Annotated in this window: 22 protein-coding genes and 1 tRNA gene; 13 read left to right on the top strand and 10 right to left on the bottom strand. The window is 70.7% G+C overall.

From position 1 onward, the window contains the following. The first annotated feature begins 256 nt into the window (after nucleotides 1-256). Nucleotides 257-339 (top strand) — tRNA-Leu (locus OG707_RS19385). Nucleotides 340-470: 131 nt separating this feature from the next. Here OG707_RS19385 and OG707_RS19380 read toward each other — a convergent pair. Further along, complete coding sequence (locus tag OG707_RS19380) at nucleotides 471-911, bottom strand: MarR family winged helix-turn-helix transcriptional regulator (RefSeq protein WP_329119970.1); 441 nt, start codon at nucleotides 909-911, stop codon at nucleotides 471-473. Between the two features lie 190 nt (nucleotides 912-1,101). Between OG707_RS19380 and OG707_RS19375 the strand changes: the two genes are divergently transcribed. From OG707_RS19375 to OG707_RS19365, 3 genes are read left to right on the top strand one after another with little or no spacing between them, the layout of a single operon-like run. After that, entirely contained in the window at nucleotides 1,102-2,511 is a 1,410-nt protein-coding gene (locus OG707_RS19375) for a DUF2252 domain-containing protein (RefSeq protein WP_329119968.1), read from the top strand. Between the two features lie 32 nt (nucleotides 2,512-2,543). Further along, nucleotides 2,544-3,434 (top strand): hypothetical protein, encoded by an 891-nt coding sequence (locus OG707_RS19370; RefSeq protein WP_329119966.1) that lies wholly within the window; start codon nucleotides 2,544-2,546, stop codon nucleotides 3,432-3,434. Nucleotides 3,435-3,480: 46 nt separating this feature from the next. Then, nucleotides 3,481-3,825: a rhodanese-like domain-containing protein gene (locus OG707_RS19365; protein ID WP_329119964.1), complete on the top strand. Its 345-nt coding sequence runs from the start codon at nucleotides 3,481-3,483 to the stop codon at nucleotides 3,823-3,825. A 4-nt stretch (nucleotides 3,826-3,829) separates the two neighbouring features. On the opposite strand, the gene OG707_RS19360 is transcribed toward OG707_RS19365, so the two are convergent. From OG707_RS19360 to paaA, 6 genes are all read right to left on the bottom strand, one after another. Then, a complete protein-coding gene (locus OG707_RS19360; protein WP_329119962.1) occupies nucleotides 3,830-4,963 on the bottom strand; it encodes an acyl-CoA dehydrogenase family protein in 1,134 nt (377 codons plus the stop codon). Between the two features lie 93 nt (nucleotides 4,964-5,056). Next, nucleotides 5,057-6,106 (bottom strand): 2Fe-2S iron-sulfur cluster-binding protein, encoded by a 1,050-nt coding sequence (locus OG707_RS19355; protein WP_329119959.1) that lies wholly within the window; start codon nucleotides 6,104-6,106, stop codon nucleotides 5,057-5,059. Further along, on the bottom strand, nucleotides 6,107-6,604 hold the full coding sequence (gene paaD, locus OG707_RS19350) for a 1,2-phenylacetyl-CoA epoxidase subunit PaaD (RefSeq protein WP_329119958.1): 498 nt from the start codon (nucleotides 6,602-6,604) through the stop codon (nucleotides 6,107-6,109). Beyond that, entirely contained in the window at nucleotides 6,598-7,302 is a 705-nt protein-coding gene (gene paaC / locus OG707_RS19345) for a 1,2-phenylacetyl-CoA epoxidase subunit PaaC (protein ID WP_329119956.1), read from the bottom strand. Before paaC ends, paaD begins: the two co-directional genes overlap by 7 nt. Continuing rightward, nucleotides 7,299-7,586: a 1,2-phenylacetyl-CoA epoxidase subunit PaaB gene (gene paaB / locus OG707_RS19340; RefSeq protein WP_206962829.1), complete on the bottom strand. Its 288-nt coding sequence runs from the start codon at nucleotides 7,584-7,586 to the stop codon at nucleotides 7,299-7,301. The genes paaC and paaB overlap by 4 nt, the downstream gene beginning before the upstream one ends. Then, nucleotides 7,583-8,527, bottom strand: coding sequence for a 1,2-phenylacetyl-CoA epoxidase subunit PaaA (paaA, locus tag OG707_RS19335; protein ID WP_329119952.1), 945 nt, complete (start codon nucleotides 8,525-8,527; stop codon nucleotides 7,583-7,585). The genes paaB and paaA overlap by 4 nt, the downstream gene beginning before the upstream one ends. A 120-nt stretch (nucleotides 8,528-8,647) precedes the next feature. On the opposite strand from paaA, the gene OG707_RS19330 reads away from it, so the two are divergent. The 3 genes from OG707_RS19330 to OG707_RS19320 are packed head-to-tail and all read left to right on the top strand — an operon-like array spanning nucleotide 8,648 to nucleotide 11,332. Next, nucleotides 8,648-9,364: a DUF5819 family protein gene (locus tag OG707_RS19330; protein ID WP_329119950.1), complete on the top strand. Its 717-nt coding sequence runs from the start codon at nucleotides 8,648-8,650 to the stop codon at nucleotides 9,362-9,364. Next, nucleotides 9,364-10,542: an HTTM domain-containing protein gene (locus OG707_RS19325; RefSeq protein ID WP_329119949.1), complete on the top strand. Its 1,179-nt coding sequence runs from the start codon at nucleotides 9,364-9,366 to the stop codon at nucleotides 10,540-10,542. Before OG707_RS19330 ends, OG707_RS19325 begins: the two co-directional genes overlap by 1 nt. A gap of 4 nt (nucleotides 10,543-10,546) precedes the next feature. Further along, nucleotides 10,547-11,332, top strand: a complete 786-nt coding sequence (locus tag OG707_RS19320) for a TrmH family RNA methyltransferase (protein ID WP_443071350.1) — start codon at nucleotides 10,547-10,549, stop codon at nucleotides 11,330-11,332. Nucleotides 11,333-11,351: 19 nt separating this feature from the next. Here the strand turns inward: OG707_RS19320 and paaN are convergent, their stop codons facing one another. Beyond that, a complete protein-coding gene (gene paaN / locus OG707_RS19315) occupies nucleotides 11,352-13,010 on the bottom strand; it encodes a phenylacetic acid degradation protein PaaN (RefSeq protein ID WP_329119946.1) in 1,659 nt (552 codons plus the stop codon). A gap of 123 nt (nucleotides 13,011-13,133) precedes the next feature. Between paaN and OG707_RS19310 the strand changes: the two genes are divergently transcribed. The 3 genes from OG707_RS19310 to OG707_RS19300 are packed head-to-tail and all read left to right on the top strand — an operon-like array spanning nucleotide 13,134 to nucleotide 16,025. Next, a complete protein-coding gene (locus OG707_RS19310) occupies nucleotides 13,134-14,645 on the top strand; it encodes a 3-hydroxyacyl-CoA dehydrogenase (RefSeq protein ID WP_329119944.1) in 1,512 nt (503 codons plus the stop codon). After that, nucleotides 14,642-15,244 (top strand): TetR/AcrR family transcriptional regulator, encoded by a 603-nt coding sequence (locus tag OG707_RS19305; protein ID WP_329119942.1) that lies wholly within the window; start codon nucleotides 14,642-14,644, stop codon nucleotides 15,242-15,244. Before OG707_RS19310 ends, OG707_RS19305 begins: the two co-directional genes overlap by 4 nt. Before the next feature lie 34 nt (nucleotides 15,245-15,278). Beyond that, nucleotides 15,279-16,025 carry an alpha/beta hydrolase family protein gene (locus OG707_RS19300; protein ID WP_329119940.1) on the top strand — a complete coding sequence of 249 codons (747 nt, stop codon included), beginning with the start codon at nucleotides 15,279-15,281 and terminating at the stop codon, nucleotides 16,023-16,025. Here OG707_RS19300 and OG707_RS19295 read toward each other — a convergent pair. Beyond that, nucleotides 16,006-16,506, bottom strand: a complete 501-nt coding sequence (locus OG707_RS19295; protein WP_329127871.1) for an Lrp/AsnC family transcriptional regulator — start codon at nucleotides 16,504-16,506, stop codon at nucleotides 16,006-16,008. The genes OG707_RS19300 and OG707_RS19295 overlap by 20 nt on opposite strands. 187 nt (nucleotides 16,507-16,693) lie before the next feature. Between OG707_RS19295 and pdhA the strand changes: the two genes are divergently transcribed. The 3 genes from pdhA to OG707_RS19280 are packed head-to-tail and all read left to right on the top strand — an operon-like array spanning nucleotide 16,694 to nucleotide 20,045. After that, nucleotides 16,694-17,815: a pyruvate dehydrogenase (acetyl-transferring) E1 component subunit alpha gene (gene pdhA, locus OG707_RS19290; protein ID WP_329119938.1), complete on the top strand. Its 1,122-nt coding sequence runs from the start codon at nucleotides 16,694-16,696 to the stop codon at nucleotides 17,813-17,815. Next, entirely contained in the window at nucleotides 17,812-18,801 is a 990-nt protein-coding gene (locus OG707_RS19285) for an alpha-ketoacid dehydrogenase subunit beta (protein WP_329119936.1), read from the top strand. The genes pdhA and OG707_RS19285 overlap by 4 nt, the downstream gene beginning before the upstream one ends. Next, nucleotides 18,801-20,045, top strand: coding sequence for a dihydrolipoamide acetyltransferase family protein (locus OG707_RS19280; RefSeq protein WP_329119934.1), 1,245 nt, complete (start codon nucleotides 18,801-18,803; stop codon nucleotides 20,043-20,045). Before OG707_RS19285 ends, OG707_RS19280 begins: the two co-directional genes overlap by 1 nt. Before the next feature lie 51 nt (nucleotides 20,046-20,096). Here OG707_RS19280 and OG707_RS19275 read toward each other — a convergent pair whose 3' ends face one another. Then, a complete protein-coding gene (locus tag OG707_RS19275) occupies nucleotides 20,097-21,074 on the bottom strand; it encodes an NAD(P)H-quinone oxidoreductase (RefSeq protein ID WP_329119932.1) in 978 nt (325 codons plus the stop codon). Between the last annotated feature and the right edge of the window lie 9 nt (nucleotides 21,075-21,083).

Here is a 21,083-nt window from a genome sequence, read left to right as displayed (position 1 = left end):
CCACGCGTCGGGAAATCGGCTGGTTCCCCTTGTCTGCCCAGTGGATGAGTGTCACCCCTCACACGGATCGTAGAGGCGGCTCCTGTCAGTGTCCCGCACAAGCGGCGCACCTAGGAGGAGTGGGGGCGGGAGGAGCTCGTTCCCTGGGCCGGGTCACCGAAACAACGGATGTGAATCCACCCTGTCCAGCGTGCTAATCTTTCGTTCGTCGCCAGGCAATCACACAGCCAGTGAGAGAGCCCAGGACACCATTCTTGCGCGAGTGGCGGAACGGCAGACGCGCTGGCTTCAGGTGCCAGTGTCCTTAGGGACGTGGGGGTTCAAATCCCCCCTCGCGCACAAACGGACGGGTCTCCGTCAGTGACGAAAGTCGCTGACAGGGGCCCGTTCTTCGTTTGCTTGTTTGTTGCTGAGACGTGTTTCACGTGAAACCCCCGCGCGGCCGACGGGGGTCCGTTGGGTCTCGCCGCTTACTGGTGCGCGGTGTTGTACCGCAACAGGTAGGCGGCGAAGCGGCCGAGGTCCTCCGCGCTCCAGTCCGCCAGGCGGTCGTGGACGGCTGCGCGGCGGCTGCCCTGGGTGGCCGCGAGGGTGCTGGTGCCGGCGTCCGTGGGGTGCAGGACCTGGACGCGGTGGTCGTCGGGGTCCGGGCGGCGCTCGACCAGGCCCAGCTTCTCCAGGTTCGCGATCTGTCGGCTCACCGTGGACTTGTCCAGCATGTAGTGCGCCGCGAGGTCGGTCGCGCGGCAGCCCTGCTGGTCGTCGATGTGGGCGAGCAGGGTGTACGAGACCAGGGGCAGTTCCGGGTGGAGGCGGGCGGCCGTCGCGCGGGCGCGGCGGGCGAACGCGGTGAGTTCGCGCTGGATGGTGTCGACGGATGAGTCGCGTGCCCGGGGGTCGCCGGCGGCCATTGAGTTGCCCCTCTCGCTATTGGTTGCATAGTACAACTCGGGTGTGGTGGGCAACCTCCGGATGCCGTACGGGGGTTGCCCACTTGTCCACATCCGGAGGGTTGTCCACAGGGGGCGACGGGTCTCGGCGAGCGGCGGTACGGTCGTGGGCAGTTGATGTTGGTCGGGGCTTTTCGAGGGCGGGGACTTCATGAGCGAGCGCATGCGAGTGCCGGTGGTGGCGGGGTTTGCTCAGCGGGTCACCGAGGCCGACGGGCCGAAGGGGTCGCCCAAGGACGAGGGCCGGGAGCTCAGGTCGCGGGTGCCCCGGGCCTCGCACGATTCGCTGGTGCCGGCGCAGGGGCGGCCCGATGCGGTGCAGGCCGTCGTCGAGTCCAACCGGGGCCGGGTGCCGGGGCTCACACCGATACGGGTGGGACGGATGGCCGCCACGCCCTTCGCCTTTCTGCGCGGTGCGGCCGGGCTGATGGCCCACGACCTGGTGGGTACGCCCGTGACCGGGGTGGGCGCGCAGATATGCGGCGATGCGCACGCGGCGAACTTCGGGCTGTACGGCGATGCGCGCGGCCGGCTCGTCATCGATCTGAACGACTTCGACGAGACGGTGGTCGGCCCCTGGGAGTGGGACGTCAAGCGGCTGGCGGCATCGCTGGTGCTTGCCGGGCGGGAGGCGGGGGCGGACGAGGACACCTGCAGGGCCGGGGCGTTCCATGCGGTCGGTGCGTACCGGCGGACCATGCGGCTGCTGGCGAAGCTTCCGGCGTTGGACGCGTGGAACGCGATAGCCGACGAGGAGCTCGTCTCGCACGCGGACGCGACGGATCTGCTGGGGACGCTGGAGCGGGTCTCGGAGAAGGCCCGTAAGAACACCAGCGCGCGCTTCGCCGCCAAGGCGACCGAGGAGAGCGGGGACGGCGGGCGGCGCTTCGTGGACGCGGTGCCGGTGCTGCGGCGGGTGCCCGATGCGGAGGCCGCGGCGGTGGCCGGTGCGCTGGAGGAGTATCTGTCCACGCTGTCGCACGACCGGCTGCCGCTGCTGGCCCGGTATGCGATCCACGATGTGGCGTTCCGGGTGGTCGGCACCGGGAGTGTGGGGACTCGGTCGTATGTGGTGCTGCTGATCGATCACCGGGGGGAGCCGCTGGTGCTGCAGGTGAAGGAGGCGCGTCCTTCGGCATTGGTGCCGTATCTGCCGGCGGCCGGGTTCCGTACGCCTCCCGAGGAGCACGAGGGCCGGCGGGTGGTGCTCGGGCAGAAGCGGATGCAGGTGGTCAGCGACATGCTGCTGGGCTGGACGACTGTGTCCGGGCTGCCTTTCCAGGTGCGGCAGTTCAGGAACCGAAAGGGGAGCGTGGACCCGGCGGCGCTCGCGGCCGACCAGGTGGACGACTATGCGCGGATGACCGGGGCGCTGCTCGCCCGGGCCCATGCGCACAGTGCGGATCCGCGGCTGATCGCCGGGTACTGCGGCAAGAGCGAGGAGCTGGACGAGGCGGTGGCCGCTTTCGCGGTGACGTACGCGGACCGTACGGAAGCCGATCACGCCGATCTGGTGGCGGCGGTGAGGGAGGGGCGGATCGAGGCCGAGCTGGGGGTGTGACCGGGGGTGGCGGGCGCCCTTAGGCTGGGCGGGTGACGGAGGATGCCACCGGGGGAACGACGACCCGGAACGAGACGGACGGGCAGCAGGCCGAGCAGGCGGGCGCGCAGGCCGCTGGGCAGGACGCGCAGGCCGCGCAGGCCGACGAGCAGCGGCCCGAGGCGCGGCTGGAGAAGGCGGTGCGCGCGGCCGAGCAGGCGCTGATCGAGTTCGAGATCGCGGTGGAGACCTTCCGGGTGGAGGTGGAGAACTTCTCCCGGCTGCACCACCAGAGACTCGGCCCGATGTACACCCGGCTCGACGAGCTCGATGCGCTGATCGCCGAGGCCAGGGCCGCTCGCAGCGGGGACCCCGAGGACCTGCGCAAGGCGTACGAGGCGCGGGCCATGGTGATGCCGATGCCCGGGGTCGAGGAGCTGTTCCACGACTGGCTCGACTCCGAAGGGCTGTCGCCCGAGGCGGAGGCGATGCTCAATGAGCAGCCGGTCCAGCCGCCCAAGCGGGTGCGGCCCAGCGAGGAGGCGCGCAAGCTCTACCGCGAGCTGGCCCGCAAGGCGCACCCCGACCTGGCGCAGGAGGAGGCGGAGCGGGAGCGGCGGGAGGAGTTCATCACGCGCGTGAACGCCGCATACGGGCGCGGGGACGAGGGGCTGCTGCGGGAGCTCGCCGAGGAGTGGGCCGCGGGGCCTGTTCCGGTGGAGTCGCAGCCCAGTGAGAGCGAGGAGCTGTACGCGCGCCTGGAGTGGCTCTCGCGCCGCAAGGAGTTGCTGACGCTGGCCGCTCATGACCTGGAGGAGAGCGCGATCGGCGCGATGCTGCGGATGGCGCCGGATGATCCGGACCGGCTCCTCGAGGAGATCGCCGAGCAGCTGCTCGGTCAGGTCTCCGAGCGCGAGGCGGAGCTGGCGGGACTGGTGCAGTAGCGTTCCCGGTGACCGTGTCGGGTTCGTACGAGAGAAGGCTCACCCCATGAATTTCGCCGCGCTGCCCCAGGTGGATGTCGCTGCCGTACCGGCCGACGGCCTGGTGCTTGATGTCCGGGAGGACGACGAGTGGGCGGCCGGGCACGTCGAGGGTGCGCTGCACATCCCGATGAGCGACTTCGTGGCGCGATTCGGTGAGGTCACCGAGGCGGTGGCCGACGGGCGGCAGGCCTTTGTGATGTGCCGGGTCGGCGGGCGGTCCGCCCAGGTGACGCAGTACCTGGTGCAGCAGGGCATCGACGCGGTGAACATCGACGGCGGCATGCTGGCCTGGGACGGTGCCGGGCGTCCGATGGTGACGGAGAGCGGAAGCCCGGCTTTCGTCCTCTGAGTTGTCAGCCGAGGGGGTGGGCGGCCAGCAGGTCGCCCAGGGACTCCTCGTGGGCTGCCGCCGGGCCGAGCGAGAGCTCCAGCTGCTTGGCCCAGGCGTGGTAGCGGTGCAGCGGGTAGTCGGTGTCCGCGCCGAAGCCGCCGTGCAGATGCTGGGCGGTCTGGACGGTGCGGCGTACGCCGTCGGAGGCCCAGATCTTGGCGACCGCGATGTCACCGGCCGCGGGGAGCGCGCCCGAGGCACCGGTCGAGATGCGCCAGGCCGCCTGCCAGAGGGTGACCTCCATGGCGCGCAGGTCGATGTAGCGGTCGGCGGCCTGGACGGCCACGGCCTGGAACGTGGCGACCGGGAAGCCGAACTGCTCGCGCTTGCCGGTGTATTCGCTGGTCATGCCGAGGACGCTTTCGCCCAGGCCGAGCGCGAGCGCGCAGGTGCCGGTGGCGAGGAGATTGCGCAGGTACTCCCAGGCGCCCTCGGCCTCGATGAGGTGGCGGGCATCCACGCGTACGGAGTCGAGGTGGACCTCGGCGAAGCGTTCGCCGCTGGTGGAGACCTGGTCGTCGAGGGTGAGGCCGTCGTGCACCCGGGGGACCAGGGCGAGGACGGTGCGTCCTTCGGCGGTGTGGGCGGGGACGGCGATGAGGTCCGCGGTCTGGGCCCAGGGGACTCCGGTCTGGACGCCGTCGAGGATCCAGGCGGTGTCCTCGCGGCGGGCGGTGACGGCCAGTTCGGCCGGGTCGTGGCCGGTGCGTCCGTTGGCGCCGACGGTGAGGACGAGCTCGCCACGGCCGACCGCGGGCAGCGTCGCCGCGCTCAACTCGGGTGTGGCGTACCGCTGTACGGCCATGGCGACCGCGCTCGTCTCCAGGAGCGGTACACGGGCCAGGACCTTGGCGGACTCGCGCAGCACCAGACAGAGGGCGATCGGGTCGAGACCCGCGCCGCCGTGTTCGGGGGCGAGGACCAGGCTCAGCAGGTCGGCGTCGGCGAGCTTGCCCCACAGCGGCCGGTCGAAGTCGTCGGCCACCGCGCCCGGGGTGAGCGCGGGGCTGGGGACCTGGTCGGGCGCGACGCCCGAGAAGACCGCCTTCGCCGCCTCCACGGCCGCCTGCTGTTCCTCGGTGAAGGTGAAGTCCACAGCCCAGTCCTCCCGCGACGGTCAATATCTGATGAGGCGTCAGATTAGGGGAAGCGGCCGGGATGTGGAACAGGTACGGCGTGTGGAACAGGGTCAGCGGTCGAAGTCCAGCTCCACCTCTGGAGTGAGGGGATGCGACTGGCAGGCCAGGACGTACCCCTCCTCGGTCTCCTCCGGTTCCAGCGCGTAGTTGCGGTCCATCCGGACCTCGCCCGAGACCAGGAAGGCGCGGCAGGTGCCGCAGACTCCGCCCTTGCAGGCGTACGGGGCGTCCGCGCGGGCGCGCAGCACCGTCTCCAGGAGTGAATCGCCTTCCCTGACCGGCCAGTTGCCGGAACGGCCGTCGAGCGTCGCGGTCAGTGTGGAGTGCGCCGGGGCCGATGTCTGTGTTGTCGTGGCGGGGGCGGTGCCGTCGTCCACATGGAAGATCTCCTGGTGGATACGGGCCCGGGCGACTCCCAGCTCGCGCAGGGCGCGCTCGGCACCCTGGACCAGCCCGAAGGGGCCGCACAGGAACCAGCCGTCGATGTCCGCCACCGGGAGCAGCGCGGGCAGCAGTCCGGTCAGGCGGTCCTGGTCGAGCCGGCCGGACGGCAGCCCCGACTGCTGCTCCTCGCGGGAGAGCGCGGTGATGAGCTGGAAGCGGTCGGGCCAGCGGTCCTTCAGGTCGGCGACCTCGTCCAGGAACATCGTCGACGCGGCGGTCCGGTCGCTCCGGATCAGGGTGAAACCCGACCGCGGTTCGCGGGCGAGCAGGGTGGCCGCGATCGACAGGACCGGGGTGATGCCGCTGCCGCCGACGATCGCCGCGAAGTGTCCGGCGCGCGGGGCGAGGACGAAGCGTCCCGTGGGCTCCATGACGTCGACGGTGTCGCCCACGGCCAGTTCCTTGAGCGCGTACGTCGAGAACTCGCCGCCCTCCACCAGCCGGATGCCCACGCGCAGTTCGGGGTCGTCGGTGGCGGGGGCGCAGATCGAGTACGTACGACGGATCTCCTCGCCGTTCACGATGCGGCGCAGCGCGATGTGCTGGCCCGGCATGTGGCGGAAGGTCTCGCGCAGTTCGGGCTCCACGGCGAAGGTGACGGCCACCGCGTCGTCCGTCAGCCGCTCTACCGCGCTGACCCGGAGCGGATGGAACATCTACAACTCCTTGAAGTGGTCGAAGGGTTCACGGCAGGAGGCGCAGCGGCGCAGCGCCTTGCAGGCCGTGGAGGAGAAGCGGCTCAGCAGCTCGGTGTCGGTCGATCCGCAGTGCGGGCACCGGATGGCGAGCGAGAGGGCGACCGGACCGCCCGAGGGCCCGGACGGGCGCGGGGGAGCGATGCCGAACTCCTCGAGTTTGCGGCGGCCCTCCGCGCTGATGTCGTCCGTCGACCAGGCGGGGGCGAGGACCGTGCGCACCGAGACGTCCGGTATGCCGTGGTCGTTCAGGACGCGCTCGATGTCGGCGGTCATCGTCTCGACGGCCGGGCAGCCGGTGTACGTCGGGGTCAGTTCGACCTGGACCCTGCCGGGGCCCAGGACTTCGACGGAGCGCAGTACGCCCAGCTCCTGCAGCGTCAGCACGGGAAGCTCCGGGTCCGGTACGGAGCCGGCCAGTTGGAGCAGTTCCTGTTCGAGCGGGGTCGTCGTCACCATGTCGCCCCCGGGTGGCTGCGGTGCAGATGCTGCATCTCGGCGAGCATCCGCCCGAACGACTCCGTGTGCAGGCCCTGGCGGCCCGCCCCTGCCGTCCAGGCCCCGGACTGCGGTCCTTCGGGGAGGGTGAGCGTCGCCCGCCGCAGTACGGAGGAGACGGAGGCGTGCCAACCGGACTGCAGGGCGTGCGTGTCCACTGCGTCGAGGCCCTCGACCGGCTCGAACATCTCGCCGGTGAACCGCCACAGCGCGTCCAGTCCCCGCTGCATCCGCTCGTGGCTCTCCGCCGTGCCGTCGCCCAGCCGCAGCGTCCACTGTTCGGCGTGGTCGCGGTGGTAGGCGACCTCCTTCACGGCTTTTGCCGCCAGTGGGGCGAACTCCCCGTCCCCCGCTGCCAGTTGTCCGTAGAGCAGGTGCTGGTAGGTGGAGAAGTAGAGCTGGCGGGCGATGGTGTGCGCGAAGTCGCCGTTCTCCTGCTCGACCAGCTGGAGGTTGCGGAAGGCGCGCTCCTCGCGCAGATAGGCCAGCTCGTCCTCGTCGCCGACGAGCGAGAGCAGGATGCGCGCCTGGCCGAGAAGGTCCAGGGCGATGTTGGCGAGGGCGACTTCCTCTTCCAGTACGGGAGCGTGACCCGCCCACTCCCCCAGCCGGTGCGAGAGCACCAGGGCGTCGTCGCCGAGTGCCAGAGCTGCGCTCACAGGTGCTGCACCCCTTCCGGGATCTCGTAGAAGGTGGGGTGGCGGTACGGCTTGTCGCCCGCGGGCTCGAAGAAGGAGTCCTTCTCGTCGGGCGAGGAGGCGGTGACGGCGGTGGACGGCACCACCCAGATCGAGACGCCTTCGCTGCGGCGCGTGTAGAGGTCCCGTGCGTTGCGCAGGGCCATCTCCGCGTCCGGGGCGTGCAGGGATCCGGCGTGGGTGTGGGAGAGGCCGCGCCGGGACCGTACGAACACTTCCCACAGCGGCCAGTCGGTCGCGGTCATGACGGCTCCGTCTCTGCGTGCTCTGCGTGCTCTGCGTGCTTGGCGGCGTACGCGGCTGCTGCGTCGCGCACCCAGGCGCCTTCTTCGTGAGCGCGGCGCCGCTGGGTGATGCGCTGTTCGTTGCAGGGCCCGTTGCCCTTGAGGACTTCCTTGAACTCGTTCCAGTCGATCTCGCCCGTGGGCAGCGTCAGCCCCAGGGCCTCGGCCTGGGGGCCGCAGATCTCGACGAAGCGGCGGCGCAGCTCGTCGTTGGAGTGGCGCTTGATCTTCCAGGCCATGGACTGCTCGGAGTGCCCCGATTCCTCGTCGGGCGGGCCGAACATCATGAGCGAGGGCCACCACCAGCGGTCGACCGCGTCCTGCGCCATGGCGTGCTGGGCGGCTGTTCCCCGGCTGAGGGCCAGCAGCAGTTCGTACCCCTGGCGCTGGTGGAAGGACTCCTCCTTGCAGATACGGACCATGGCGCGGGCGTAGGGGCCGTACGAGCAGCGGCACAGGGGGACCTGGTTGGTGATCGCGGCGCCGTCGACCAGCCAGCCGATCGCGCCGACGTCCGCCCAGGTCAGGGTGGGGTAGTTGAAGATCGACGAGTACCGCTGGCGGCCGGCGTGGAGCTTGTCGAGGAGCTCCTCGCGGCTGGTGCCCAGCGTCTCTGCGGCGCTGTAGAGGTAAAGGCCGTGCCCCGCCTCGTCCTGGACCTTGGCCATCAGGATCGCCTTGCGGCGGAGCGAGGGGGCGCGGGTGATCCAGTTCGCCTCGGGCTGCATGCCGATGATCTCGGAGTGGGCGTGCTGCGCCATCTGCCGGACCAGGGTGGCGCGGTAGGCGTCGGGCATCCAGTCGCGCGGCTCGATGCGTGTCTCGGCGGCCACCGCGGTGTCGAAGGCCGCCTGCCGGTCCGCCTCGTCCGTCCTGTCAGTCCCGTATGCCACTGTTGCCATTGCGGCCCCCTACCGACCGATCGTTCGGTTCATTGACTTCAATGGTGGGGCGGCGGCCCATAAGGTGTCAACCCTGTGGATGACTGACCGAGTGGCGGACCGGATCGGGGCGGGGCAGGGATGGAAGCGCAGGACGACAGGATCGAGGGGGCCGGGGGCCCCGTCGAGGACGGCCCGGTGGGCCCGGAAGGCGTTGAGAGGCACGGGATAGCCGGGCTCTCACGGCCGTATCAGGTGGTCGCGGCCCTCGTGCTCGCCTGCATCGGTGTCCTCACCGCGGTCCATCTGGCGATGGTCTTCCTGGCCGTCGCGCCCTCCAACACCGTCTCCAAGGAGTACGGCACACAGATCGACGACTACGTTCTGCCCGAGTTCGAGCGCAACTGGAAGCTCTTCGCCCCCAATCCGCTCCAGCAGAACGTGGCGGTCCAGGCGCGCGCGGAGATCCAGGCAAAGGACGGCAGCAGCCGGACCACCAGCGGATGGGTCGACCTCTCCGCCAAGGACGGCGCCGCGATCCGCGGCAACGCCTTCCCCAGCCACGTCGACCAGAACGAGCTGCGCCGCGGATGGGACTTCTTCGTCAACTCCCATGACGCGAACAACCAGGCCATCGGCGATCGCGGCCGGCTCTCCGAGCGCTACATCCGCCGCATCGTGCTGCTGCACCTGGGCGAGACCAAGTCCGGCGGAACCATAGAACGCATCCAGGTACGGTCGGCGACGACCACGATCGCCGCCCCGCCGTGGAGTGCGGAGAAGGTCGACACCAAGACCTACTACCGGGTCCTGCCCTGGTGGACTGTCGTTCCCGCGGACCGTACGGAGACCAGCTGATGAGCGCCCCAGACACCCGTGCCGCGCGCGTCCTCCAGAAGATCACCGCGGCCGCCCTCGGGCCGTACCAGAGCGCCGTCATCCGGATCGGTTTCTCCGCGACCTGGCTGTTCTTCCTGCTGCGTGAATTCCCCCACCGCCGGGAGATGTACGGCCCCGACGGCCCCTGGGACTGGGGCATGGCCCAGGAGCTCCTCACCGGAAATCACGCCTTCACCGTGCTGATGTGGTCGGACTCCACGGCGTGGTTCGAGGTCGTGTACGCCGTCGCCGTGGTCTCCAGCCTTCTGCTGCTGCTCGGCTGGCGGACCCGTGCCATGTCGGTGCTCTTCATGGTCGGCGTGCTGTCCCTGCAGAATCGGTCCGTCTTCATGGGGGACGGCGGGGACAACGTCATCCATCTGATGGCGATCTACCTGGTCCTCACCCGCTGCGCCCAGGTGTGGTCGCTGGACGCGCGAAGGGCGGCCCGGCGGGCCCCCGGCGCTCCCGACCGGGTGGGACCCGTGCTGTGGGCTGTCTTCGGAGTGGTCCTGATCTCGGCGAGCGTGGTCGGCGAGCTGGGCTCGCAGTGGTGGCTCTGGGTGCTGTTCTGGGGGCTGTGGATCGTGCAGGGCGTGTGGTGGGCGCTCTGCCGGTACGAGCCGGGTGAGCCGCGCACCCTCGCGGACGTCATCGCCAATCTGGTGCACAACGCCACGATGGTCGTGATCATGGCCGAGGTCTGTCTCATCTACTCCTCGGCCGGCTGGTACAAGATCCAGGGCTCGCGCTGGCAGGACGGCACAGCGCTCTACTACCCGCTGCATCTCGACTACTTCTCGCCCTGGCCGGGGCTGTCCTCGCTGCTCGCGACCAGTGGCGTGATCGTGATGCTGCTGACGTACGGCACCGTGATCGTGCAGGTCGCCTTCCCCTTCACGCTCTTCAACCGGCGCGTCAAGAACGTCCTGCTGGTCGTGATGATCATGGAGCACGCGGGTATCGCGCTGCTGCTGGGGCTGCCGTTCTTCTCGATGGCGATGATCGCGGCGGACGCGGTCTTCCTGCCGACGGTGTTCCTGGTCTGGCTGGGGGACCGGGCGCGGCAGGCGGTCTCCCGTCCGGAGGCGGTGGTACCGGGTCCCCGGGAGCCCGTCGACGCCGAGGAATCGGCCGAGATCACGCACGTAGGCTGAGTCCGTGAGTGCGGATGAAGCGGCGGCGGCAGCAGCGGTACGGGAGTGGCGGGCGCGGGCCGGGCAGGGGGCTGTCCTGCTCGACGGCTTCCACGCCGTCAAGCACGCGGTGCGGTTCGGGGCGGAGCTGCCCCTGGCGCTGGCCGCCGACAAGAAGGCCGTACTGGAGCTCGCCGATCAGCTCGCGCCCGATGTGTGGGGCACGCTCGACACGCTGGTGATCGAGACCGACGAGGCGGCGCTGCGCGGTCTTGTGCCCCGGCTGCACCCGACGGGGGTGGCGGCGCTTGCAGTACGTCCCGACCGTGCGGCCCAGCTGACGGAGCTCGCCCGGCCGGCGCGGAGTGCGCCCGTCGTCGTACTGGACCAGCCGCGGAACCTGGGCAACGCGGGCGCGGTGATCCGGCTCGCGGCCGGGTTCGGTGCGACCGGGGTGGTGACCACGGGTGATCTCGACCCCTGGCATCCGACCGTGGTGCGCGGCGGCGCCGGTCTGCACTTCGCCACGGCCGTGGAACGGATGGAGGTCGCGGAGCTGCCGCCCGGTCCCCTCTACGCGCTGGATGCGGAGGGGGACGACATCCGGGACATCGTGCTGCCCGACGACGCGGTGCTCGCCTTCGGATCGGAGCGCTCGGGCCTCTCGGCCGAACTGCGGGCGCGCACCGACCGGTTGGTGTCCCTGCCGATGCGCGCGCAGGTCTCCAGCTACAACCTGGCGACGAGCGTGGGCATGACGCTCTTCCACTGGTCGTCGACCGGTGGGCGCCGTGGCCCCGGGCGGGTCTGAGGCCACGGCACCGCCTCCGTCACGCCTGCCTGCGCACCTCGACCACCCGGAACCGGTTGGCCACGAACGCTCCGTCGCACAGCGCCGCGTTCGCCGCCGGGTTGCCGCCCGATCCGTGGAAGTCGGAGAAGGCCGCGGTCTGGTTCACGTACACCCCGCCCGTCAGATTCAGGGAGAGCTGGGCCGACTCGTCGAGGCAGACCTCCTCGACCGCGCGCTCCACCTCCGCCGAGGTCGTGTACGCGCCGACCGTCATCGCGCCCTTCTCGCGCACCGTACGACGCAGCAGCTCAAGGGCGCTCTCCGTGGAGTCGACCGCCACCGCGAAGGAGACCGGGCCGAAGCACTCGGAGAAGTAGACCGCCTCGGCATCGGGCTTGGCCCCGTCCAATTTGACGACGACCGGCGTACGCACGACCGCGTCCGGGAACTCCGGGTTGGTGATCTCCCGTGAAGGAAGGGCCACTTCACCCAGTCCGGATGCCGCCTCCAGGCGGGCCTTCACATCCGGGTTGACCAGCGCGCCCAGCAGCGCGTTCGCCCGGGCGTCGTCCCCGAGCAGCCCGCCCACCGCGCCCGCGAGGTCGGCGACGACCTCGTCGTACGACTTGGGTCCCGCGTCCGTCGTGATGCCGTCCCGGGGGATCAGGAAGTTCTGCGGGGTGGTGCACATCTGGCCGCTGTAGAGCGACAGCGAGAAGGAGAGGTTGGAGAGCATCCCCTTGTAGTTGTCGGTGGAGTCGATGACGACGGTGTTGACGCCGGCCTTCTCCGTATAGACCTGCGCCTGGCGGGCGTTGGCCTCCAGCCAGTTGCCGAAGCCAGTCGAGCCCGTGTAGTCGATGATCCGGATCTCGGGGCGCAGGGCGAGCGTCTTGGCGATGCCCTCGCCCGGCCGTTCGGCGGCGAGCGCGACCAGGTTCGGGTCGAAGCCCGCCTCCGCGAGGACGTCCCTGGCCACCTGAACGGTGAGCGCCAGCGGCAGTACCGCGCGCGGGTGGGGCTTGACCAGGACCGGGTTGCCGGTGGCGAGGGAGGCGAAGAGTCCCGGGTAGCCGTTCCAGGTGGGGAAGGTGTTGCAGCCGATCATCAGGGAGATGCCGCGTCCGGCCGCGGTGAAGGACTTGCTGAGTTCGAGAGGGTCCCGTTTGCCCTGCGGCTTCGACCAGTCGGCCGTCAGCGGGGTCCTGGTCTGCTCGGCATAGGCGTACGCCACCGCCTCCAGACCGCGGTCCTGCGCATGGGGCCCGCCCGCCTGGAACGCCATCATGAAGGCCTGGCCGCTGGTGTGCATGACCGCGTGCGCGATCTCCGGCGTACGGGCACTGATCCGGGCCAGGATCTCCAGACAGACCACGGCCCTGGCCTCGGGCCCGGCATCCCGCCACGCGCCCATGCCCGCCCGCATCGCCGGGAGCAGGACGTCCAGGTCGGGGTGCGGATACGTGACCCCCAACTCGGGCCCGTACGGCGAGACTTCACCGCCCACCCAGTCGTCCGTCCCCGGCTGTCCCAGGTCGATCCGGCCGCCGAGCAGGGCGTCGAAGGCCGCCTTGCCGTCGCCCTCGTACGCCTTGGGGTGCTCGGGGTGCGGCGACCAGTACGCACGGTGACGGATCGCGTCGAGGGCCTGGTCGAGCGTGGGCCGGTGGGTGGCGGTCAGCTCGGTCAGCTGCATTGCGGACCAACTCCTCGTCGAGCTGGGTGGAAAGTCGCGGACAGAGTTAGAGTAACCGAACGATCGGTCGGGACAAGAGGGTCCGCCAAACCTGTGGACAACTCGGTAGGGGAGGATCTCCGTATGACCATCGCCATCGATCAGAGCCGCACCGTCGCCGTAGTCGGCACCGGCACCATGGGCCAGGGCATCGCCCAGGTCGCCCTCGTCGCCGGGCACCCCGTGCGCCTCTACGACGCCCTGCCCGGCCGCGCCGAAGAGGCCGCGGCCGCCATCGTGGCGCGGCTCGACCGGCTGGTCGAGAAGGGGCGCCTGGACGCGGCAGGCCGGGACGCAGCCCGCGCCCGCCTGCTGCCCGCGGCCGAGCTCGCGGAGCTCGCCGACGCCGCGCTCGTCGTCGAAGCGGTCCTCGAACAACTCCCCGTCAAGCAGGAGCTGTTCACCGCACTCGAAGAGATCGTCGACGAGAGCTGTCTGCTGGCCACCAACACCTCCTCCCTCTCCGTCACCGCCGTCGCGGGCGCCCTCCGCACCCCCGCCCGCTTCGTCGGCCTGCACTTCTTCAACCCGGCCCCGCTCCTCCCCCTCGTCGAGGTCGTCTCCGGCTTCGCGACCTCCGAAGAGGCCGCGTCGGCCGCGTACGAGACCGCGAAGGCCTGGGGCAAGACCCCCGTGCGCTGCAGCGACACCCCCGGTTTCATCGTCAACCGCATCGCGCGCCCCTTCTACGCCGAGGCCTTCGCCGTCTACGAGGAGCGGGCCGCCGACCCCGCCACGATCGACGCCGTCCTGCGCGAGAGCGGCGGCTTCAAAATGGGCCCCTTCGAGCTCACGGACCTGATCGGCCAGGACGTCAACGAGGCCGTCACCCGCTCCGTCTGGGACGCCTTCTTCCAGGACCCCACGTTCCGCCCCTCGCTCGCCCAGCGTCGCCTCGTCGAGTCGGGCAGGCTCGGCCGGAAGTCCGGGCACGGCTGGTTCTCGTACGAGGACGACGCCGTAAAGCCCGCGCCCCACACCGCCCCGCCCGCCCCGGCCCCCGCGGCCGTCACCGTCGTCGGCGACCTCGGACCCGCAGCCGAACTCACCGCGCTGATGGAGGAGGCCGGCATCGAGGTGAAGACCGTCGAGACCGGCGGCCCGTACATCGAACTCCCCTCCGACGGACAGCTCGTGCCCGTCGACGGCCGCACCTCCGTCGAGTACACCGACGTCGTCTACTTCGACCTCGCGCTCGACTACAGGGGCGCGACCCGCATCGCCCTCTCCGCTTCCGAGGACACCTCCGAAGAGGCACTCTTCGAAGCCGTCGGCCTCTTCCAGAAGCTCGGCAAGGACGTCAGCGTCATCGGTGACGTGCCCGGCATGATCGTCGCCCGCACCGTCGCCATGCTGATCGACCTCACCGCCGACGCCGTAGCCAAGGGCGTCGCGACACCCGAGGACATCGACACCGCGATGCGCCTGGGCGTCAACTACCCGCTCGGACCGGTCGAATGGAACCGCAGGCTCGGCAAGGACTGGGCGTACGACCTGCTGCACCTGATGGACGAGCGCTGCCCGACCGGGCGCTACGCCCCCTCCCTCGCCCTCTTCCGGCAGGGCTACGGAGCCGACGAAGAGGCCGCCTCATGACCACCGCCCCCAAGCGCGACACGTACACCCCCGAGACCCTCCTCACCGTCGCGGTCGGCGTCTTCAACGAGCGCGGCTACGACGGCACGTCGATGGAGCACCTCTCCAAGGCCGCCGGTATCTCCAAGTCCTCGATCTACCACCATGTCGCGGGCAAGGAGGAGCTGCTGCGGCGCGCGGTGAGCCGTGCCATCGACGGGCTCTTCGGGGTGCTGGACGAGGAGGGGGCGGCCCAGGGGCGCGCGATCGAGCGCATGGAGTACGTCACGCGCCGTACGGTCGAGGTACTGATGGCGGAACTGCCGTACGTCACGCTGCTGCTGCGCGTACGCGGCAATACGAGGACCGAGCGCTGGGCGATGGAGCGCCGCCGGGAGTTCGACCAGCGCGTCTCGGATCTGCTGAAGGCGGCGGCCGCGGACGGTGATCTCCGCGCTGACGTGGACATTCGTCTCGCGACGCGGCTGCTGTTCGGGATGGTGAACTCGCTGGTGGAGTGGTACCGGCCGCAGCCGGACGGCGGTGTGGAGGCGGAGGAACTCGCCGACACCGTCGTGCGTTTGGCTTTTGAGGGGCTGCGCACCGCGCCGAACCGTTGACCGCTCGCACTGGTCCAGACCACCATCTCGCGTCATGGTCGCTTTCGTACGTCTTCACGCCCTGATCTGTGCCGGAGTGCTGCTCGCGGGCGCCTCGCTGACCGCCTGCGGAGGCGATGACGAGGCTTCCTCGAAACCGAGTGCCTCCGCCTCCGAGGCGGACGACTTCGGCTGTCTCGACACCGCCGAGGCGAAGACGGGTTCGGTCACGTTCAAGAGCGCCGAGTCCACGGACACGGCCGGCTTCCTGACCGGCAGCGGCACCACCGGGATCCTCCTCGCCCATCAGGCCGACGGCGACGTCTGCCAGTGGGTGGCCAAGGCCAGGGAGCTGGGCAAGAGCGGCTACCGCGTTCTCGCCGTGAACTCAACCGGCAACGAAGTGCCCGAACTGGTCGGCGCGGCGGCCTATTTGCGGAAGAAGGGCGTCACCAAGCTGCTCCTGATGGGCGCCTCCAAGGGCGGCACGGCCGTCATCCAGACGGCCTCCGTGCTCAACCCGAAGCCGGACGCGGTCGTCTCGCTCTCCGGGCCTTCCACCTACGGCTCCATGGACGCAGCGGCGGCCGCACCCAAGCTGACCTCGCCGGTGCTCTACATGGCGGGGGAGAACGACACCGAGTTCGCGCAGGCGGCACAGGACCTGCACAAGGCCAGCAAGAAGGCCCCAGAGAGCAAGCTCTATTACCTCAAGGGCGTGTCGCAGCACGGGGTTTCGCTGCTCGACGACCCGAAGAACTGGGCGACCGTGCAGGCCTTCCTCAAGAAGTACGGCTCGTAGGGTCCGCAGGCCCCGTCGGGTCCAGGTCCGTCTCCTCGAAGACCAGCAGGGTGCGCGTCGACAGCACCTCCGGAATCGACTGCAGCTTGGTCAGTACGAGCTCGCGCAGCGCCCTGTTGTCCTGGCTGTGCACCAGCAGGAGTACGTCGAAGTCGCCGCTGACCAGGGCGATATGAGCGGCGCCCGGCAGCTCCTGGAGCTGCCGGCGGACCGTGCGCCAGGAGTTCTGCACGATTTTCAGCGTGATGTACGCGGAGGCGCCCTGGCCTGCCCGTTCATGGTTGACCCGGGCGCTGAAGCCCCGGATCACTCCGTCGTCGATGAGCCGGTTGATCCGGGCGTAGGCGTTGGCGCGCGAGACATGGACGGCCTCGGCCACGGAGCGTATCGAGGCGCGGCCGTCGATCTGGAGCATCCGCAGGATGGAACGGTCGATGGCGTCGAGCGGGCGCGCCGGAGGGACCTCCGCCGCATCGGCCATTTGTTCATCTGCCATGTCTTCCCGCCTCCCTACCATGGACGACCTGCCTCTATCCCAGGCTGTGGAGAACCGTTTGTCCACAGGCTGGAGGTGCCTGTAGCCAAAATGCGCTCACGACCGAACAATCGGTAGGTGAGGCGCATCACATTTCGCTGCGCCTTCCCGCTCCCACGAGGAGGTGTCCGACATGACGGTCCAAGAGCTGCCCGGTGCAGCCGCTGCCTACCCGGCATTCACACTGCGCACCGATCCCGCGCCGCTGCTCCCGGACCCCGAGCCGTACCGGGTCCTCGGTCTCGGTACTGATTCCCCGCTCGACCCCGAACTGATGCGCCGGCTGTACGAGGGCCTGGTGCGAGGCCGCCGGTACAACGCGCAGGCCACGGCCCTCACCAAGCAGGGCAGGCTCGCCGTCTACCCCTCCTCGACCGGCCAGGAGGCCTGCGAGGTCGCGGCCGCGCTGGTCCTCGAGAAGCAGGACTGGCTCTTCCCGAGCTACCGCGACACCCTGGCGGCCGTGGCGCGCGGCCTGGACCCCGTGGAGGCCCTGACGCTGCTGCGGGGCGACTGGCACACCGGGTACGACCCGCGGGTCCACCGGATAGCCCCCCTCTGCACCCCGCTCGCCACCCAGCTCCCCCACGCCGTGGGCCTGGCGCACGCCGCCCGGCTGGCCGGGGACGACGTGGTGGCGCTCGCGATGGTCGGCGACGGCGGGACGAGCGAGGGCGACTTCCACGAGGCGATGAACTTCGCCGCCGTCTGGCAGGCCCCGGTCGTCTTCCTCGTCCAGAACAACGGCTTCGCGATCTCCGTACCGCTGGCCAAGCAGACCGCGGCCCCGTCCCTGGCCCACAAGGCCGTCGGGTACGGGATGCCGGGCCGGCTGGTCGACGGGAACGACGCGGCGGCGGTCCACGAGGTGCTGAGCGAGGCCATGCTCCGGGCACGGTCCGGCGGCGGTCCGACGCTGGTCGAGGCGGTGACGTACCGCATGGAAGCCCATACGAACGCCGACGACGCGACCCGCTACCGCGGCGACGCCGAGGTCGAGGCCTGGCGTGCACACGACCCCGTCGACCTCCTCGAGCGGGAGCTGACGGGGCGCGGGATGCTCGACGAGACGGCGATACGGGCCGTGCGCGAGGGCGCCGAGACCATGGCGGCCGACCTGCGGACGCGGATGAACGCCGACCCGGTGCTCGACCCCATGGACCTCTTCGCGCAGGTCTACGCCGAGCAGACCTCGCAGCTGCGGGAGCAGGCCGCGATGCTCCGTACCGAACTCGATGCCGAGGACGAACGATGACGACAGTGGCCGCGAAGCCCGCCACCATGGCGCAGGCGCTGCAGCGCGCGATGCGCGACGCGATGGCCGAGGACCCGCGGGTGCATGTCCTCGGGGAGGACGTCGGCACGCTCGGCGGTGTCTTCCGGGTCACCGACGGGCTCGCCAAGGAGTTCGGCGAGGACCGGTGCACGGACACCCCGCTCGCCGAGGCGGGGATCCTGGGGACGGCCGTGGGCATGGCGATGTACGGGCTGCGGCCGGTCGTCGAGATGCAGTTCGACGCCTTCGCGTACCCCGCCTTCGAGCAGCTCATCAGCCATGTGGCGAAGACGCGCAACCGCACGCGCGGCGCCATGCCGCTGCCGATCGTGGTGCGGGTGCCGTACGGCGGCGGGATCGGCGGGGTCGAGCACCACAGCGACTCCTCCGAGGCGTACTACATGGCGACCCCGGGACTCCAGGTCGTCGCACCGGCCACGGTCGCCGATGCGTACGGGCTGCTGCGGGAGGCCATCGCCTCCGACGACCCGGTGGTCTTCCTGGAGCCCAAGCGGCTCTACTGGTCGAAGGCCGACTGGTCGCCGCACCCCGTCGAGCCCATCGGCCGGGCGGTCGTACGGCGCACCGGGCGCAGCGCCACGCTCATCACGTACGGGCCCTCCGTGCCGGTCTGCCTGGAGGCGGCCGAGGCCGCCAAGGAGGAGGGCTGGGACCTGGAGGTCGTCGACCTGCGGTCCCTGGTGCCCTTCGACGACGAGACGGTCTGCGCCTCGGTACGGCGCACGGGCCGCGCGGTCGTCGTGCACGAGTCGGCCGGCTTCGGCGGTCCCGGAGGGGAGATCGCCGCCCGGGTGACCGAGCGGTGCTTCCACCATCTGGAGGCGCCGGTGCTCCGGGTCGCCGGATTCGACATCCCCTATCCGCCGCCGATGCTGGAGCGGCACCATCTGCCGGGTGTGGACCGGGTTCTCGACGCGGTGGCGCGGCTGCAGTGGGAGGTGTGATGCCACAGGTACTGGAGTTCAGGCTGCCGGACCTCGGTGAGGGGCTGACCGAGGCGGAGATCGTGCGCTGGCTCGTGGCGGTGGGCGATGTCGTCGCCGTCGACCAGCCGGTGGTCGAGGTCGAGACGGCGAAGGCGATGGTCGAGGTGCCGTGCCCCTACGGGGGTGTGGTGACGGCCCGCTTCGGCGAGGAGGGGGCGGAACTGCCGGTCGGATCCCCCCTGTTGACGGTTGCTGTCGGACCGCAGGAGGAGACCGCGGCCGAGGTGCTCTCCGGCGAGGACTCGTCGGGGAACGTCCTGGTGGGGTACGGCACGGGGGCTCCCGCATCGCGCCGGCGCCGCATCAGGCCGGCCGCCGCGGTGGTGGCGACAGCTCCAGTGGTGCCGACGGCTCCGGTGGAGCCCGTCCCCGCTGCGGGCCCGGTGCCGGTCATCTCGCCGCTCGTACGCCGTCTGGCCCGCGAGAACGCCCTCGATCTGCGGGAGTTGACGGGCTCCGGCCCCGACGGGCTGATCCTGCGCTCCGACGTCGAGCAGGCGATACGGCGCCCCGACCCGTCCCGTGTCCCCCTGAAGGGCGTGCGCGGTGCCGTCGCCGACAAGCTCTCCCGCAGCCGTCGCGAGATACCGGACGCGACCTGCTGGGTGGACGCGGACGCGACCGAGCTGATGGCGGTGCGGGCGGCGATGAACGCGGCCGGCTCCCCCAAGATCTCGGTCCTGGCCCTGCTCGCCCGTATCTGCACGGCCGCGCTCGCCCGCTACCCGGAGCTCAACTCCACGGTGGACACGGCAGCCAGAGAGATCGTCAGGCTGCCCGCCGTCCATCTGGGCTTCGCGGCCCAGACCGAGCGCGGGCTGGTCGTGCCGGTGGTCAGGGACGCGGGGAGCCGTACGACGGAGTCGCTGAACGAGGAGTTCGGACGGCTGACGTCGGCGGCCAGGGACGGATCGCTCACCCCCGCCGATCTCACCGGCGGCACCTTCACCCTGAACAACTACGGGGTGTTCGGTGTGGACGGCTCCACGCCGATCATCAACCACCCCGAGGCCGCGATGCTCGGAGTCGGCCGCATCGTGCCCAAGCCATGGGTGCACGGCGGTGAACTCGCCGTCCGGCAGGTCGTCCAGCTCTCGCTGACCTTCGACCACCGGGTCTGCGACGGAGGAACGGCCGGCGGCTTCCTGCGCCACGTGGCCGACTGCGTCGAGCAGCCGGCGGTGTTGCTGAGGGGGCTGTAGGGACCGGGTCCCGCTGCACGCAGCGGGACCCGCAACCACAGAACCGGGCTCCTAGGCCTGGAGCAGGATCTTGCCCACGTGCGTGCCCGCGTCCAGCGCCCGGTGCGCCTCGGCCGCCTCCGACAGCGGGAGTTCCTGGTCGACGACCGGCCGGATGCGGCCCGCCGAGATCAGGGGCCAGACGTGTTCCCGTACGGCGGCGACGATGGCCGCCTTCTCCCCCAGCGGCCGCGCCCGCAGCGAGGTGGCCGTCACGGCCGCGCGCTTCGCCATCAGCGCGGCGAGGTTCAACTCGCCCTTCACACCGCCCTGCATCCCGATCACCGCGAGGCGCCCGCTCAGCGCGAGGGCCTGCACGTTCCGGTCCAGGTACTTCGCCCCGACGATGTCGAGGATGACGTCCGCACCGGCCCCGTCGGTCGCCTTGCGGATCTCCTCGACGAAATCCTGTTCGCGGTAGTCGATCAGGATGTCCGCCCCGAGCTCCGCGCACCGGGCGAGCTTGTCGGGACCGCCCGCGGTGACGGCGACCCGCGCCCCCACCGCCTTCGCCAGCTGGATCGCCATGGTGCCGATGCCGCTCGCGCCGCCGTGCACCAACAGGGTCTCGCCGGGCCGCAGATGGGCCACCATGAAGACGTTCGACCACACCGTGCAGACGACCTCCGGCAGCGCCGCCGCCGTCGCCAGGTCGATGCCGTCCGGTACGGGCAGCAGCTGCCCCACGGGGACGGCCACCTGCTGGGCGTACCCGCCGCCGCTCAGCAGCGCGCACACCTCGTCGCCGACCGCCCATCCCGAGACGCCCGCACCGAGCGCCGTGATGCGCCCGGAGCATTCCAGGCCGGGGTAGGGGGAGGCGCCGGGCGGCGGCTCGTAGAAGCCCTGCCGCTGCAGTACGTCGGCGCGGTTGACGGCGGCGGCCACCACCTCGACGAGGACTTCGCCCTCGCCGGGTACGGCATCGGGGACTTCGGCCCAGACAAGCGCCTCGGGACCGCCGGGCTCGGGGATCGTGATCGCATGCATGCCCGCGAG

Origin of the sequence: Streptomyces sp. NBC_01465, from assembly GCF_036227325.1 — a bacterium.
Taxonomy (GTDB): Bacteria; Actinomycetota; Actinomycetes; order Streptomycetales; family Streptomycetaceae; genus Streptomyces.
Note: the sequence above shows the minus strand (reverse complement) of the source record. Positions and strands in the feature narration are given on the sequence as shown.